This window comes from Micromonospora sp. CA-244673, from assembly GCF_050948395.1.
Taxonomy (GTDB): domain Bacteria; phylum Actinomycetota; class Actinomycetes; order Mycobacteriales; family Micromonosporaceae; genus Micromonospora.
The window spans coordinates 7014929-7029373 of sequence record NZ_CP192019.1 but is presented as its reverse complement, the minus strand read 5'-3'; the positions used below and the strand labels follow the sequence as shown (position 1 = coordinate 7029373).

Here is a 14445-nt window from a genome sequence, read left to right as displayed (position 1 = left end):
GCGAGGCGGGGTCCCGTCGTTTCCTCGGTCAGGCGGCGGCCCGGGCCGGGGTGAGGAACGCGTCGATCGAGCGGCGCAGGCCGGCAGCGTCCAGGCCGTGCCAGCGGTCGTGGTCCTCGGGAGTGCCGTAGCGGCGCAGGTCCGACCGCCCCACCCCGAGGGTCAGCAGCCGGTGCGGCCGGTCCGCCAGCGCTGCGCCCACCACCCGGGCCGAGGTGCCCGCCAGGTACGGCTCCACCAGGATCACCTCGGTGCCGGCGAGCGCCCGCAGCCCGGCCGTGTCGAACGGGCGCGGCCGGTGGGTCCAGGCCACCGTGACCGGCCGGTCGGCCACCGCCGCGAGGGCCGCGTCCAGCAGCGGCCCGACCGCCACCAGCAGCGGCGCGCCCGGCCCGGCGTCCCGCATCACCCGCAGGTCACCCGCCTCGGGGTACGCCCGGGCGTTGGTCTGCGTGGACAGCCGCAGGTAGGCCGATCCCCGCCCGCACACGGCGTCGCGCAGCAGCCCCCGCACCTCGTCCGGGTGGCCGGGCACGTGCACCGTCCAGTCGTTCAAGGTGTCGATCAACGTCACGTCGGCCGGGGCGAGATGGGTCCGCCCCGCCGCCGCCCGGTCGTACGACGCGCCGACGCTGACCAGCACCGCGCCGACCCCCTGGTGGTCGAGATCCAGCTTGATCTGCTCGTACGCCCGCTCCACGAGGAACGGCGCGTAGCTGTGCACGATCGGCCGCTGCCCGGCCAGCGCCAGCCCACCGGCAACGCCCACCATCAACTGCTCCCGGATGCCGACGTTGACGACCCGGCCCGGGTAGCGCGCGGCGGCCGGGGCGAACGCGGCGGCCGAGATGTCGGCGAGCACGACCGTGGTACGGGGGTCGGCCAGCACCTCCTCGGCCGCGGTCACGAAGGTCTCGCGCATGGTCATGCCCACTCCCCGTCGGTGACGACCGCGACGACGACGTGCGGCCGGTGGTGGTCGTGCCCGGACAGGGCGGTGTGCAGGGCCTCGTGGTCCCGGCCGTCGACGGTCGCGGCGGTCCACCCGTTGACGGTGAACCGGCTCGCCGCGCCGCCCGGCCAGCCGTGGCTCGCCGACCGGTTGTCCAGCACGATCGCCGTCAGGTTGCCGAGGCCGGTGGCGCCCGCGTACGCGATCGCCTCGTGATTCGAGCCCTCGTCCAGCTCGGCGTCGCCGAGCAGCACGTACACCCGGGGGCCGGTGCGGCCCTGGGCCCGCAGGCCCAGCGCGGTGCCCACGCCCAGGCCGAGGCCGTGGCCGAGCGACCCCGAGCCGATCTCCACCCCGGGCACCAGCAGCCGGTCCGGGTGGTCGCCGAGCCGGCTCTCCGGGCCGCCCTGGCCGTCCAGCCAGGCCACCGAAACGAAGCCCCGGGCGGCGAGCAGCGCGTAGTAGCCGGCGACCGCGTGCCCCTTGGAGAGCAGGAATCGGTCGCGGTCCGGGTCGTCCACGGTCTCCGGGGTGATCCGGAACACCCGGTCGTAGAGCACCTGGAGCACGTCCAGCGTCGAGTACACGTTGGGGCCGAACTCGCGACCGGCGCGTACCCGGTCGAGCAGTGCCCGCAGCACGGCGGGGTCGGTGGCGGTCGTCGTCGTCATGCGGATAGCCTCGGAGTTGAAGCGCACTTCAACTCAAGGCCCTGTGATGCATGAAGCAACCCTGACCATCGGCCAGCTCGCCGACCGCAGCGGCGTGGCGCCCTCGGCGCTGCGCTACTACGAGCGTCTCGGGCTGATCCGCGCCGAGCGGACCGGCGGCAACCAGCGCCGCTACGCCCGCACCGAGCTGCGCCGGGTGGCCTTCATCCGGATCTCCCAGCAGGTCGGCGTCTCCCTGGAGGAGATCCGGGAGGCGCTGGAGTCGCTGCCGTCGGGGCGGACGCCCACCCCGGACGACTGGGCCGCCCTCTCCCGCGCCTGGCGGAGCCGGCTGGACGAGAAGATCCGGCTGCTCGGCAAGCTCCGCGACGACCTCGACGGCTGCATCGGCTGCGGCTGCCTGTCGTTGCAGCGCTGCACCCTCTACAACCCGGGGGACGCGCTCGCCGCCGAGGGCTCCGGCGCCCGGCTCATGCTTCCCCGCCCCGGGACGGGCACCGCCTGACCGGTCAGCGGACCAGCAGCACCTTGCCCACGTGGTCGCTGGTCTCCACCAGCCGGTGCGCGTCGGAGGCGTCGGCCATCTTCGCCCGGGCGTGGATGATCGGCCGGACCTTCCCCGACTCGACCAGCGGCCACACCTGCTCGCGGACACCCCGCACGATCTCCGCCTTCTCCGCCAGCGGGCGGGAACGCAGCGCCGTCGCGTGCACCGAGGCGCGCTTCGCCAGCAGCATCCCCAGGTCCAGCTCGCCCTTGCGGCCACCCTGCATGCCGATCACCACGAGCCGGCCGCCCGTGGCCAGCGCCGCCACGTTGCCCGGCAGGTAGGCCGCGCCGATGATGTCCAGGATCACGTCGGCGCCCCGGCCGTCGGTGAACCGGCGCACCTCCTCGGCGAAGTCCTGCTCCGCGTAGTCGATCGTGTGGGCGGCGCCCAGCTCGCGCAGCCGCTCGTGCTTCGCGCCCCGCGCGGTCACCACCACGGTCGCGCCGAGCGCCACCCCGAGCTGGATGGCGAACGTGCCGATCCCGCTGCCGCCGCCGTGCACCAGCAGCGTCTCGCCCTCGGCCAGCCGGGCGAGCTGCACCACGTTCGACCAGACCGTGCAGGCCACCTCGGGCAGCGCCGCCGCGTCGACCAGGTCCACCCCCGCCGGCACCGGCAGCAACTGGCCGGCTGGCACCGCGACCCGCTCGGCGTACCCGCCGCCGGCCAGCAGCGCGCAGACCTCGTCGCCGACCGCCCAGCCGGTCACCTCCGGCCCGACCGCGGCGACAACCCCGGCGCACTCCAAACCGGGGTACGCCGGCGCGCCCGGCGGCGGCGGGTAGTGCCCCTGCCGTTGCAGCAGGTCGGCCCGGTTCACCGCGCTGGAGCACACCTCGACCACCACCTCACCCGGGCCGGGCTCCGGGTCGGGCACCGCCGCCCAGACGAGCGCCTCGGGTCCACCGGGTTTCGGGATCGTGATCGCGTGCATGAACCAGTCTTACCCGATCCGGCCGGCCGTCCACGCCCGGGCCACGATCTCGTCCACCGTCTCCTCCGGGGTCTGCGCCGAGGTGTCCAGCCAGAGCCCGATCCGCGGCGTGGTGGCCCGGAAGTCCGCGTCCAGGTCGGCCACCGGCCAGTCGCCGTACCCCTGCTTGGGTCGGTCCCGCTCCCGCGCGGCGACCACGTCGGCGCGGGGCGCGAGCACCACCACGGCCAGCGGCCGGTGCCGGATCCGCTCGACCAGCGCCGGCAGCTCCGGACCGAGCACCACGTCCTGGAGCACCACGGTGAAACCCGCGGCGGCGTAGCGGTCGGCCGCCGACGCGGCGAGGTCGTAGCGGAGCCGGAGCTGCCGCCACGCCTCGTCGGTGAGTTCAGCGGTCATCTGCGCCCGTCCGCTGACGATCATGCGGCGGAACACGTCACCGCGCAGGTGCACCGCGCGGGACAGCCGCCGGGCCAGCAGCTCGGCCACAGTGGACTTGCCGGCCGCCATGATTCCACTGATCAGCACCACCGCCGGGGTTTCCCACACGGGAGCATCCTGACAGCAGGGGTGGGACGGCGGCTCGCCGGTTTCACCGGCCGTGGCAGACTAGGCACGGCCGCGTACCCCGTCGGGGACGTGGCAGGGAGGGTTCGCCTAGTGGCCGATGGCGCTGGTCTTGAAAACCGGTAAGGGCAGCGATGTCCTTCGTGGGTTCGAATCCCACACCCTCCGCCCCTGACCGGCCGCTCACCCCTCGGTCGAGCCAGGTCACACCGTCCGGCCCGGGCAGTCGCTTCGCGGCGAGCATCGAGTCGAGCGCGGACGCCAACCGGACCAGGCCGGCACGGGTCCGGGGGAAGCGCCGCGCCGAGACGAAGCGAGCACGTCGTGGCCCTGGTCCCGCAACCTGCGGGCCAGTGCCGGTGGATACATCTCGTCGAGAAGCAGTCGCGTCATGCCGGCGGGCGCCCGAGCAGGCCCTGCTCCGCCTGCCAGAGTCGTTCCTCCCGCTCAGCGGCTTCGTGGTTCGCTCTGACGAGCAGGTCGATCTCCGCCGAGTAGGTGGCGTAGTAGCGAAGCGCCGTCCCGATCTGCTCGCGGCCGAGCCCGGTGACCTCCATTAGCTCCGCGGCCAGCTCCTCGCCCTGCAGGTCGGGGGATTCAGCGCGCACCGCGTGCAGGGCGTCGATCACCTCCCAGACGTCGGGGCCGCCGTTCAGGGCGGCGCGCCGGCCGGCCGGCCCCGCCCGGAAGACCACCCCGGGATGTTCGTAGGTGCGGAGCGACTCGTCGACGAACATGTTCGCCACCGCCGAGGACGAGGAGCCGGGATGCTCGCGCACGTAGCGGTCCAGGCGAGCGAGGACGCCCTCGTCGAAGCGGACACTCCGTGGACTAGTCATGACTACAGTGTAGTCACGGTCGGCGGGGGCCGGTGGGACCGGACACCGGGCGCTTCCGGTTCGATCCGGGCCGCGGAGGGGGTATGAAGGTGCAGGACATTCGCGCGCACCCGGAAGGACCGTTTCGATGAGCCTGGAACGACCGATCGCCCCGGACCCGTACGAGCTGCTGCCGACGGTGCCGTCGTTCAACCTGACCAGTGACGACGTGCACAACGGCGAGCCGATGGATGCCCGGTACGCGCACGGCAGCGCCGGCGGCGAGAACGTCTCCCCGCACCTGGCCTGGTCGGGCTTCCCGGACGAGACCAAGAGCTTCGTGGTCACCTGCTTCGACCCGGACGCGCCGACCGGCAGCGGCTTCTGGCACTGGGTGCTGGTGGACGTGCCCGCCTCGGTCACCGAGCTGCCGACCGCGGTCGCGGAGGGCGACCTCGGGGGTGCGTTCAGCATCCGCAACGACTACGGCGACACCGGCTACGGCGGCGCCGCCCCGCCGGCCGGCGACCGTCCGCACCGCTACGTCTTCGCGGTGCACGCCGTGGACGTGGAGCGGCTCGACGTGGGCAGGGGCGCCAGCCCCGCGTACGTCGGGTTCAACCTGGCCTTCCACACGCTGGCCCGGGCGGTCATCCGCCCGACGTACCAGATCAAGGAGTGAGGTGACGGGGCCTCCGCACCCGCGGAGGCCCCGTTCCGGTCAGTTCGGGACGCGGGCGACCGCGAAGACCGACTGGCCGAACGGCGGCCGGAGCCGCTGCTCGGCGGCCTTGGTGGCCGGGAGGACAAGGGTGTCGTAGACCTTCACCATGGGGCCCTCCTTCGGCATGAGCCGGAAGACCTTGGTGGCCATGAAGTAGCCGATCAGGCCGAGCGCGTTCGCATAGTGGATCTTCTCCACGGCGAGGCCGGCCTCGGTCATCGCCGCGGCCAGGCTCTTCTTGGTGTAGCGCCGGACGTGGCCGGTGGCGATGTCCGCCGGGCTCATCGCGAACTGGAACGCGGGCACGATGATGATCACCGCGCCGCCAGGGCGGACCAGGTCGCGCATGCTGCGCAGCGCGCCCACGTGGTCGTCGATGTGCTCCAGCACGTTGTACGAGACGGCCGCGCTGTAGTCGCCGCGCTCGGAGTGCGGCAGCAGCATCTGCCGGACCTCGATGGCCGGGTGCTCGGCGAGCCGCTCCTTGAGCCGGACCAGCCGGTCCGGGTCCGCCTCCGTGGCCGTGATCCGGGGCAGGTGCTCGGCCCACTCGAGGGCGTAGTCGCCCAGCCCGCTGCCGATCTCGATGGGGTTGTCACCGAGGTAGGGCACGGCGAGCTCGACGAACCAGCGACGGTGGTTGACGGCCGTCGCGAGGCCCTCGAGCACCTCCGACTGGACGCGCTGATCCCCAGTGATATCTGCCATGCGTCGATTCCTCACGATATGACTGACCCGCGCCTGGACCGACAGAGTCAACCATCCGGATGGACGGCGGGGGAATCGGGGCACCGGGGGTGGCCGAATTGCGGTCGGGGGTGGGCACGTGATCGGCGGTCGGCGAACCCGGCACATAGTACGCCAGTACCCCGAAACATGTCACGGCCCTGCCATACCCTGACTACGCTCTGAATTGTCATGACTACTCCTGAATCGGACGCCGCCCCGAGTGGTGCCACCGAGGACGGGCCCGACGAGGGCGGACGGCCGGGGCTGGGCAGGTGGGTCGACGTCGTCGCCGTGCTCAGTTTCGTGCTGCTCGCCTTCTGGATCACCGCCCGGCTCTGGCTGGACCCGGCCAACGGGGTCCGGGACAACCGCACCGATCAGGCGCAGTTCGAGTGGATGATGGCGCACGGTGCGCGAGTCGTGACCGATTTCGCCTATCCGTTCACCTCGGACCGGATGAATGTTCCGGACGGCGTCAATTTGATGGCCAATACGTCCGTATTATCCATTTCCCTGCCAATGACGCCGGTCACCGTCCTGTTCGGGCCACGCTGGTCGTTCCTGCTCTTTCTCACCCTCGGAATGGCCGCCACCGGCGCCGCCTGGTATTTCGTCCTCTCCCGGGTGCTGATCCGCGCCCGCGGCCCGGCCTGGCTCGGGGCCGGCTTCTGCGCGTTCGCGCCGGCCATGGTCTCCCACGCCAACGCCCACCCGAACATCGTCAGCCAGTTCGTGGTGCCGCTGATCGTGTGGCGGACGCTGCGCCTCACCGAGCCGGGCCGCTGGCTGCGCAACGGCCTGCTGCTCGGCGTGCTGATCGTCTGGCAGGCCTTCCTCAACCTGGAGATCCTGCTGATGACCGCCATCGGCCTGGGCGTCGTGGTGCTCGCGCTCGCCCTGGGCCGGCCCGAACTGCGTGCGGCGGCCCGACCCTTCGTCGCCGGGCTCGCGGTGGCCGCCGTGCTCTCCGGGGTGCTGCTGGCGTACCCGCTCGCCGTGCAGTTCTTCGGGCCCGGCGCCTACCGGGGGCTCTCCACGCTGATCCGGGGCTACCGCACCGACCTGGCCTCCTACGTCGCCTGGTCCCGGGAGTCCCTGGCCGGCGACGCGCGCGGCAGCGTCTGGCTGGCCAAGAACGCCACCGAGGAGAACGCCTTCTTCGGCTGGCCGCTCGCCGTCCTGGCGGTCGCGCTGGTCTGGTGGCTGCGCCGCAACGTCGTGGTGCTCGGCCTGGCCGCCGTCGGCGCGGTCTTCGTGCTGTTCTCGCTCGGCCGGGAGATCCGCTTCGACGGGCGGGACACCGGCATCCCCGGCCCCTGGGCGGCGCTGGAGCACCTGCCGATCCTGCACTCGGTGGTGCCCACCCGGTGGTCGCTGGCGCTCACCCCCATCGTCGGCATCCTGCTCGCGCTCGGCGCCGAGCACGTCCGGCGGCTGGCCGGGCGGCACCCGGCCTCCCGGAGGCAGATCCGGTTCGCCACCGCCACGGTGCTCACCATGGCGCTGCTGCCGCTCCTGCCCACCCCGCTGCCCTCGGTACGCCTCGACCCGACCCCGACCTTCGTCACCTCCGGCGCCTGGCGGCCCTACGTGGCCGGCGGGCGCAGCATCGTCACGCTCCCACTGCCCGACACCACGTACGCCGTCCCGCTGCGCTGGTCCGCCGAGACCCGGCTGGACATGCCACTGGCCCGCGGCTACTTCCTCTATCCGGACACCCGGCCCGGCGCCGGCCGGGTCGCCCTCTTCACCGCACCACCCCGCCCCACCAGCACCTTCTTCACCACCATCCGGAAGACCGACGGGGTGCCGCCGATCACCCCGCAGGACCGGGTGGCCGCTGTCGACGACCTGCGGTACTGGCGGGCGGGCGCCGTGGTCCTCGACCCGCGGCTGGCGCAGGCCGGCTCGCTCTACCGGGGGATGACCGAGCTGACCGGGATCACACCGACCTTCACCGGCGGCGTCTGGCTCTGGGACGTACGTCCCCTTGTCGACTGAACCGGGGGCGGTTCAGGCCTGGCGGACGCAGCAGCCCTGGCAGACCTTCGGCCGGGGCAGGGTGAAGGCCAGGCAGCAGGTGCGCCGCTGCACGGTCGGCTCGCCCGCCGGGCCCGGCACCAGCTCGACCAGATCGCTCAGGTCGAGAGCGTCGAGCAGCGTGGTGATGGTCGCGGTGGAGGAGCCGGGCAGCGCGTCGGAGGCACGCAGGATGCCGTGCGCGATGCCGGAGGCGACCGAGCCGAGCAGGGTACGGGTGCCGATCCGGACCTCGCCCTGGATGGCCGCGATCAGCGGGGCGAAGTGGGCGTCGAGCAGCGTGGCGCGCAGCGCGTCGAGCAGCGCGGCCTCGTCGTCGACCACGCGGACGCCCGGGTCGCCGGCCAGCGCCAGCGGGTCGCCGGGGAGCACCGCGACCCTGGTCGAGCTGCGCAGGCCGAGGGTGAGCAGCTGGTGGTGATCCTCGAAGTGGACCAGCACGTCGGCCGGGTCGAGCAGCGGCACCCGCCGGGCCGAGGCCCAGCCGAGCACGGCCGGCAGCGCCGTCCAGTAGCTGTAGGACTTCCAGGCCAGCGCCGCGCAGGCGTGCGGGGTGCCGCCCCAGCGCCGGCCCGCCGCCCGCAGGAAATCGGGAAGCAGGGTGCCGTCGACCAGCCGGGTGGCCGGGATCCAGCGGGGCGCGCCGTCGGTGACCAGCAGGCCCGGCGCGAGACCGGGCAGGTCGTCGGTGCCGAACATGGCGCGCAGGGTCGCCGTGACCGGGGCGAACGGGGTGGCGACGTCCCGCCCCGGCAGCACCGCAGTCACCTGGTCGTCCCCTGTCTGGTCGCCCCACCGGCCGCCGTCCGCCGCCGATCCGAACTAAGGCTAGCCTAACCACAGATCCCCGGTGAGGGGAAGTGGGTCCGTGGGCTCCGGGGAGAGGTCCCGCTCACTCCGACGCCGCTCGCGTACTACCCGGCGGGATGGGCGGAAAACGCCGCCGAGCGGGGCGGCGGGCCGCGCAAGCATCGACGGATGCCGCTGAATTGTCAAGGTGAGTGTCGAATACGAGGCAGTTTCCGTACACGTTCGGCCACTGAACGTGAAAATGGTCTTCCCGCGTACGAGGAAGCCGATGACGACCTCACCCATCGAGCGTGCCGCCGACTCGTTCGCGGCCGAACTCGCCCGGCACCGCACCGGCCGAGGGCTGTCCAAGAAGCAGTTGGCGACGCTGATGGGCTTCGACCCGTCGTACGTCAGCCACGTCGAGGGGCGCCGGCACCGGCCCACCGAGGACTTCGCTCGCCGCGCCGAGGCCGTCCTGGAGGCCAGCGGCGCGATCTGGCAGCGCTTCCGGGAGTACGACGAGCTGCGGCACGGCCGCTCCGGCGGCGCACACCGGGACCCGCCCGTGCCCGGCCAGTGGCTGCCGCCCGGCACCGGGCTGGTGGTCGAGCGCGAGATCGCCACCCTCACCCACAGCGAGGACGGCTACCACTGCGCGATCCGGCGCGAGCTGTACAACGCGGGCACCGAACCGGTCACCCGCTACCTGGTCCGCGTCGCCGTCGACCGCTACCCCAACGACCCGGGCCGCTCCAACCGGCACCACCGGGAGCACCCGCTGACCTTCGCCGAGCTGCAACTCACGGCCTACCGGGACGACGGGGGCGCGCGGGAGCCGATGCACTGGCGGGCCAAGCACGACCGGGACGCGTTCAAGGAGATCTGGCTGCTCTTCGAGAACGACGAGGGGCGCTTCCCGCTCTACCCCGGCGACCGGGTCACCATCGAGTACGCGTACCGGGTCGGGCGGGACAAGTGGGGCCCCTGGTTCCAGCGCGCCGTACGCCTGCCCACCCGGCACCTCGCCGTCCGCCTCGACCTCCCCGCCGACCTCGACCCCAAGGTGTGGGGCGCGGAGACCTCGCTCTCCGCCGAGGAGGGGCCGCTGCGTACCCCGATCCAGCGCGGCGACGACGGTGGCCGGGCCATCTTCGAATGGGCGACCGACGACCCGCCACTGAACGCCCGCTACCGGATGCAGTGGCGGTTCCGCAGCCAGCCGCCCGACGTCGAGCCCGAAGGCCCGGCACCCGGCACCCGGATCCGGGCCAGCGACCGGATGCGTGCCGTCGGCATCGTGCAGCGCGGCGACGACCTGCTCCGGCAGCAGGCCCGCCCGTTCGACCTGCCGCGCGAGGAACAACTCGCCCGGGACGTGGTCGACCGGCTCTCCGGCCTGCTGGCCCGCCTCGACGAGCTGCACCCGTTCAGCAAGGGCGTCGGCATCGCCGCGCCGCAGCTCGGGCTCGGCTGGGCCGCCGCCCTGGTCCGCCCCGCCGACCGCGTGGCCGAACCCGTCGTGCTGCTCAACCCCCGGGTGGTGGACAGCTCCCCCGACACCGACGAGCAGTACGAGGGGTGCCTCTCCTTCTTCGACCACCGTGGCCTGGTGCCCCGACCGCTGCGGATCGACGTGGAGCACGCCCAGTGGGACGGCAGCCGGGTCATCACCTCCTTCGAGTACGCGATGGCACGGCTGGTTGCCCACGAGATCGACCACCTGGAGGGGCGCCTCTACGCCGACCGGATGGCCCCCGGCGTGCCGCTGGTGCCCGTCGAGGAATACCGGGAGAGCGGCAACCCCTGGCGCTACTGACCCGCGGGGACTCCGGTACGCGGGCCGGTTGCCGGCCCGACCCGCGTACCGGTGAACGGGGGCCGGGTCGCGTGCCCCAGGGGGCAGGGGCACGCGACCCGGCTCGGGGGGAGCAAGGTCTACAGGTTGCCGAAGGTGTCGTAGCGGACGTTGTCCGGCGGCACGTCGTCGGCGGCCAGCGCGCGCAGGGTCGCCCGGACCATCGCCGCCGAGCCGGAGACGTAGCAGTCGTGCGTGGTCCACGGGCCGTACCGGGTGACCACGTCGGAGATGTCGCCCAGCTCGCCGTCGAAATCCGGGTCGTCGCTGCACGCCGGGGTCACCGACAGCCACGGATGCGCGGCCACCAGCTTCTCCAGGCCCGGCAGCGCGTACAGCTCCGCGGGCCGGCGGGCCCCGTAGAAGACGTGCACCCAGCGCGTCCGGTTGACCCGGGTCAGCTCCTCCACCAGCGCCTTGATCGGCGCCAGGCCGACGCCGCCGGCCACACAGAGGATGTCCCGGGTGGAGGCCCGGTCCAGGGTCATCGAACCCATCGGCGCGGCCACCCGCAGCAGATCCCCCGGCCTGGTCCGGCGGACCAGCGCACCGGACACCCAGCCCGCCGCCCCGGCCGGCGTCCGCACGTGGAACTCCAGCACGTTCTCCTCGTTCGGGGCGTTCGCCACCGAGTACGTCCGCCACACCCGTGGGTGGTAGCGGGGCGTCTCGATGCTCACGTACTGGCCGGCCCGCCACGTCATGGGGTGCTGGAGGGCGCGCACGGTCAACACCGCGGTGTCCGGGCCGTGCCGCTCGTGGGTGAGCACCTCGGCATGCCAGAACGGCGGGTTGTCGTCGGCCGCCGCACCGGCGAGCATCCGCTCACTGATGCTGGCGTACGCCTCCCGCCACGCCTGGTCGTACTCCAGGTTCCAGCCGTCCCCCGCGGTGCTGCGCAGCGCGTCCAGCAGGGCGACGCCCATGGTCTCGTAGTGGCTCGCCTCGACATGGAACTTCCGGTGCTCCCGGCCCAGCGCGCGCAGGTACTCGTCGAAGCTCTCCGGGTCGTCCACCGTCTGGGTGGCCGTGACGATCGCCTCCAGGATCCGGTCGCCCTGGCCGTTCATCTGCACCGGGAAGAGCATGCGCAGCGCCGGGTCGAGGAGGAACAGCCGGGCGTAGAAGTGACCGCTGAGCCGCTCCCGGTCCTCCTCGACCAGGGTCCAGCTCTCCTTCAGTAACCGCGCGAAGTTCTCCACAGGGGCACGCTCCTTCTCCGGACGGGCGGATCGGCCCCCATAGAATCTCCACGGAGCGTGCCGGCCGGTCGCACAGAATGTGCGATCGGCTCACCTGGCCGCAGGCGCGTGCCGACCGCCCTCCGAGTGGGGCACAGTGGTCCGGTGACGGTTGACGAGCTCACCCGCCCGGTCTCCCGCCGGACCCTGGGCACCGAGACGTTGCTGGTGCTCGGCCTCTCCCTCGGCCAGTCGGCCGTGTACGCCCTGGTCTCGCTGGTCGCCAAGCTGACCGCCACGGGCGGGCTGTCGAAGCAGACCGCCGCGCTGAACACCTCCGTGTCGGCCCGGCCGTACCTCGACCTGGCGTACCAACTCCTCGGGATCCTCTTCGCGCTGCTGCCGGTGCTCCTCGCCGTACACCTGCTGGCGCGCGACCCCGGCGACCCGGCGCGGACCCTCGGCGCCGACCTCACCCGACCCGGATCGGACCTGGCCCGGGGCGCCGGTCTGGCCGCGCTGATCGGCCTGCCGGGGCTGGCCCTGTTCTGGGTGGCCGCCCACCTCGGGATCAACGCCACCCTCGTCCCGGCCGCCCTGCCGCACCTCTGGTGGGCGGTGCCCGTGCTGATCCTGGCCGCCGTGCAGAACGCCGTGCTGGAGGAGGTGATCGTGGTCGGCTACCTGGTCACCCGGCTGCGGCAGCTCCAGTGGCGGCTCGGCGCGGTGCTCGCGGCGAGCGCCGTGCTGCGCGGGTCCTACCACCTCTACCAGGGCTTCGGCGCGTTCCTCGGCAACGCCGTGATGGGCGTGATCTTCGGCCTGTTCTACCTGCGTACCCGGCGGGTGGGGCCGCTGATCGTGGCGCACACCCTGCTCGACGTGGTCGCCTTCGTCGGCTACGCCCTCCTGCCGAAGTCCTGGTTCGGCTGGCTCTGACCGGGCGCCCCACCGCCGCCTGCAGGGAGTAGGTGAATCACCGGCGGGGCGGGCGGTAGAGGCTCGTCGCGCGGGCGGCCAGGCGCTCGGCAGCGGTGGCGTCGCCGGTCGCCGCGGCGAGCGCCGCCGCGCCGGGGAGCAGCCGCGCGGCGAGCCGCAGGCCCAGCCAGCCGGCGGCCTGCGCGGCCAGCGGAGTCGCCAGCCGCCACGCCGCCTCGGCCGCCCGGGACAACGAACCCTCCGCCGGAGCGCCGGCCGAGCGCACCCCGTCCAGCGCGGCGCGGGCCGTCCCGGCGTCCGGATGCACCTGGGTCAGCACCAGCAGCTCGACCACCCGGTCCGGATGAGCCGGATCCCGGCCGTAGACGGCGGCCAGGTGCAGCACCAGGTTGGCCTGGGTCCACAGCACCGCCGTGAGCTCCGCCACCGGCGCGAACAGCCCGGCACCAGCCGCGAGCGCGCCACCCGTGCCGGCCAGCCGGACGAACCGCCGGGTCACCAGCCGGGCCAGCCCGTCGGCGTCGGCGTCCGGGTAGGCGTCGCGGGTCCGCTGCACCCAGTCCGCGGCGCGCGGCCCGAGCGCGTCCACCGCCGCGAGGGCCAGCAACTCCGGCGCGAAGCCCGGGTGTTCGAGTACGCGTACGCCGACCGCCCGCCAGTCCTGCGCCTCCACCGGCCGGCCGACGTGAGCGGCCGGCGCGGGAACGACCTCCCCGGCGACGGCCGATCGGGCGGCGGACCCGGTCGCGGCCGCCTCGACCTCGGCCTGCGGATCGGGTGGGCCGACCTGCGCGGCGGATGCCCGCTTCGCCGGGGCGGTCTTGTCCGCCGGGGCGGCCCTGGTGCTCTTCCGCGTCCGTCCGGTCCGCGCCGCCGTGACGGTCTCCGCCGCCGGCGCGGCCGGCTCGGCCGACCCCGGCTCGGGCCCGACCGTCCCGGCCGCCTCGGTGCCCGCGGGTGCGGTGGTTCCGAGCGCCGCCGGAGCCTCGGGCGCCGTCCTGGGCTTCCGCGCTGCCGGCGCTTGGGTCGCGGTCGTGGGCTTCCGTGTCGTCGGCGCTTGGGTCGCGGTCGTGGGCTTCTGCGCTGCCGGAGCTTGGGTCGCGGTCGTGGGCTTCCGTGCTGTCGGGGCTTGGGTCGCGGTCGTGGGCTTCCGTGCTGCCGGGGCTTCGGGCGCCGTCGTCGGCTTCCGCGCCGCCGGGGTGGCCTTCTTCGGCGGGGTGGCCTTCTTCGCGGCCGGAGCACGGCGGGCCCGCTTCGGGGGCTCCTCGATCACCGGCTCGTCGGCGGGAGCCGTGGCCGGCGGCGGCGCGGCGGCCGGCGTACCCGGATCGGTCGTGGTGGCGATCTCGGCAGGCGGGCGCGGGCCCGGGGTCGCCGGAGCGCCGGCGGCGGACGGGGTGGGCTGCACGGGGTCGGGTGGCTGGAACAGGACGCTCGGTGCGGCCTTGGCCCGCCGGGGCCGCGGTGGTGTGCCGTCGGCCACCTCGACCGGGGCGGGCTCCGGCGTGGGTGGCGGGGTGAAGGTCGGGCGGGGGGAGCGGCTCCGCCGGCCCTGGGCGGCGGGCTCGCGACGGGGCTGATCGCTCGGCGGCTGCTCCTGCATATCGATGGAGCGTAGACCCGAGCGTGACATGGCACACGACGAAAACGCGGGGGGTGGGAGCTTCCCGGTAGTCGCTTTGCCCCGGGTGGG

14 protein-coding genes and 1 tRNA gene are annotated in these 14445 nt (G+C 73.7%); 6 read left to right on the top strand and 9 right to left on the bottom strand.

Annotated features, from left to right (window positions below; genetic code table 11):
• Positions 1–28: 28 nt before the first annotated feature.
• Together ACQP12_RS32405 and ACQP12_RS32400 are read right to left on the bottom strand one after the other, a co-directional pair.
• Positions 29–922, bottom strand: coding sequence for a transketolase family protein (locus tag ACQP12_RS32405; RefSeq protein WP_433289558.1), 894 nt, complete (start codon positions 920–922; stop codon positions 29–31).
• Between the two features lie 2 nt (positions 923–924).
• Entirely contained in the window at positions 925–1623 is a 699-nt protein-coding gene (locus tag ACQP12_RS32400) for a transketolase (RefSeq protein ID WP_433283842.1), read from the bottom strand.
• Between the two features lie 46 nt (positions 1624–1669).
• On the opposite strand from ACQP12_RS32400, the gene soxR reads away from it, so the two are divergent.
• Entirely contained in the window at positions 1670–2128 is a 459-nt protein-coding gene (gene soxR / locus ACQP12_RS32395) for a redox-sensitive transcriptional activator SoxR (protein WP_357944485.1), read from the top strand.
• Between the two features lie 4 nt (positions 2129–2132).
• On the opposite strand, the gene ACQP12_RS32390 is transcribed toward soxR, so the two are convergent.
• Both ACQP12_RS32390 and ACQP12_RS32385 read right to left on the bottom strand, forming a co-directional pair.
• Positions 2133–3107 (bottom strand): NAD(P)H-quinone oxidoreductase, encoded by a 975-nt coding sequence (locus ACQP12_RS32390; RefSeq protein WP_433283839.1) that lies wholly within the window; start codon positions 3105–3107, stop codon positions 2133–2135.
• 9 nt (positions 3108–3116) lie between these two features.
• Positions 3117–3656 (bottom strand): AAA family ATPase, encoded by a 540-nt coding sequence (locus tag ACQP12_RS32385; RefSeq protein ID WP_433283837.1) that lies wholly within the window; start codon positions 3654–3656, stop codon positions 3117–3119.
• Positions 3657–3753: 97 nt separating this feature from the next.
• Between ACQP12_RS32385 and ACQP12_RS32380 the strand changes: the two genes are divergently transcribed.
• Positions 3754–3842 (top strand) — tRNA-Ser (locus ACQP12_RS32380).
• Between the two features lie 221 nt (positions 3843–4063).
• Here ACQP12_RS32380 and ACQP12_RS32375 read toward each other — a convergent pair.
• Positions 4064–4513, bottom strand: a complete 450-nt coding sequence (locus ACQP12_RS32375) for a hypothetical protein (protein ID WP_433283835.1) — start codon at positions 4511–4513, stop codon at positions 4064–4066.
• 127 nt (positions 4514–4640) lie between these two features.
• On the opposite strand from ACQP12_RS32375, the gene ACQP12_RS32370 reads away from it, so the two are divergent.
• The gene (locus ACQP12_RS32370; protein ID WP_357944494.1) at positions 4641–5174 is read left to right on the top strand and encodes a YbhB/YbcL family Raf kinase inhibitor-like protein; all 534 of its coding nucleotides are present in this window, start codon (positions 4641–4643) and stop codon (positions 5172–5174) included.
• A gap of 39 nt (positions 5175–5213) precedes the next feature.
• Here ACQP12_RS32370 and ACQP12_RS32365 read toward each other — a convergent pair whose 3' ends face one another.
• The gene (locus tag ACQP12_RS32365; protein WP_357944497.1) at positions 5214–5924 is read right to left on the bottom strand and encodes a class I SAM-dependent methyltransferase; all 711 of its coding nucleotides are present in this window, start codon (positions 5922–5924) and stop codon (positions 5214–5216) included.
• A 210-nt stretch (positions 5925–6134) separates the two neighbouring features.
• Here ACQP12_RS32365 and ACQP12_RS32360 point away from each other — a divergent pair, with 210 nt between their 5' ends.
• A complete protein-coding gene (locus ACQP12_RS32360) occupies positions 6135–7946 on the top strand; it encodes a hypothetical protein (protein WP_433283832.1) in 1812 nt (603 codons plus the stop codon).
• Positions 7947–7958: 12 nt separating this feature from the next.
• Here ACQP12_RS32360 and ACQP12_RS32355 read toward each other — a convergent pair whose 3' ends face one another.
• Complete coding sequence (locus ACQP12_RS32355; RefSeq protein ID WP_433289556.1) at positions 7959–8684, bottom strand: hypothetical protein; 726 nt, start codon at positions 8682–8684, stop codon at positions 7959–7961.
• Positions 8685–9063: 379 nt separating this feature from the next.
• Between ACQP12_RS32355 and ACQP12_RS32350 the strand changes: the two genes are divergently transcribed.
• Positions 9064–10593 (top strand): peptide deformylase, encoded by a 1530-nt coding sequence (locus ACQP12_RS32350; protein ID WP_357944502.1) that lies wholly within the window; start codon positions 9064–9066, stop codon positions 10591–10593.
• A 119-nt stretch (positions 10594–10712) separates the two neighbouring features.
• On the opposite strand, the gene ACQP12_RS32345 is transcribed toward ACQP12_RS32350, so the two are convergent.
• A complete protein-coding gene (locus tag ACQP12_RS32345) occupies positions 10713–11834 on the bottom strand; it encodes a globin domain-containing protein (protein WP_433283830.1) in 1122 nt (373 codons plus the stop codon).
• 144 nt (positions 11835–11978) lie between these two features.
• Here ACQP12_RS32345 and ACQP12_RS32340 point away from each other — a divergent pair, with 144 nt between their 5' ends.
• Entirely contained in the window at positions 11979–12752 is a 774-nt protein-coding gene (locus ACQP12_RS32340; RefSeq protein ID WP_357944506.1) for a CPBP family intramembrane glutamic endopeptidase, read from the top strand.
• A gap of 37 nt (positions 12753–12789) precedes the next feature.
• Here ACQP12_RS32340 and ACQP12_RS32335 read toward each other — a convergent pair whose 3' ends face one another.
• Positions 12790–14355 carry a hypothetical protein gene (locus tag ACQP12_RS32335; protein ID WP_433283827.1) on the bottom strand — a complete coding sequence of 522 codons (1566 nt, stop codon included), beginning with the start codon at positions 14353–14355 and terminating at the stop codon, positions 12790–12792.
• Positions 14356–14445: the final 90 nt, after the last annotated feature.

What these genes read in the sequence shown, in the direction of transcription:
- ACQP12_RS32405 (WP_433289558.1), bottom strand. Translation starts at nt 922, where the DNA reads ATGCGCGAGACCTTCGTGACCGCGGCCGAGGAGGTGCTGGCCGACCCC.
- ACQP12_RS32350 (WP_357944502.1), top strand. Translation starts at nt 9,064, where the DNA reads ATGACGACCTCACCCATCGAGCGTGCCGCCGACTCGTTCGCGGCCGAA.
- ACQP12_RS32355 (WP_433289556.1), bottom strand. Translation starts at nt 8,684, where the DNA reads ATGTTCGGCACCGACGACCTGCCCGGTCTCGCGCCGGGCCTGCTGGTC.
- soxR (WP_357944485.1), top strand. Translation starts at nt 1,670, where the DNA reads ATGCATGAAGCAACCCTGACCATCGGCCAGCTCGCCGACCGCAGCGGC.
- ACQP12_RS32360 (WP_433283832.1), top strand. Translation starts at nt 6,135, where the DNA reads ATGACTACTCCTGAATCGGACGCCGCCCCGAGTGGTGCCACCGAGGAC.
- ACQP12_RS32370 (WP_357944494.1), top strand. Translation starts at nt 4,641, where the DNA reads ATGAGCCTGGAACGACCGATCGCCCCGGACCCGTACGAGCTGCTGCCG.
- ACQP12_RS32400 (WP_433283842.1), bottom strand. Translation starts at nt 1,623, where the DNA reads ATGACGACGACGACCGCCACCGACCCCGCCGTGCTGCGGGCACTGCTC.
- ACQP12_RS32375 (WP_433283835.1), bottom strand. Translation starts at nt 4,513, where the DNA reads ATGACTAGTCCACGGAGTGTCCGCTTCGACGAGGGCGTCCTCGCTCGC.
- ACQP12_RS32390 (WP_433283839.1), bottom strand. Translation starts at nt 3,107, where the DNA reads ATGCACGCGATCACGATCCCGAAACCCGGTGGACCCGAGGCGCTCGTC.
- ACQP12_RS32365 (WP_357944497.1), bottom strand. Translation starts at nt 5,924, where the DNA reads ATGGCAGATATCACTGGGGATCAGCGCGTCCAGTCGGAGGTGCTCGAG.
- ACQP12_RS32335 (WP_433283827.1), bottom strand. Translation starts at nt 14,355, where the DNA reads ATGCAGGAGCAGCCGCCGAGCGATCAGCCCCGTCGCGAGCCCGCCGCC.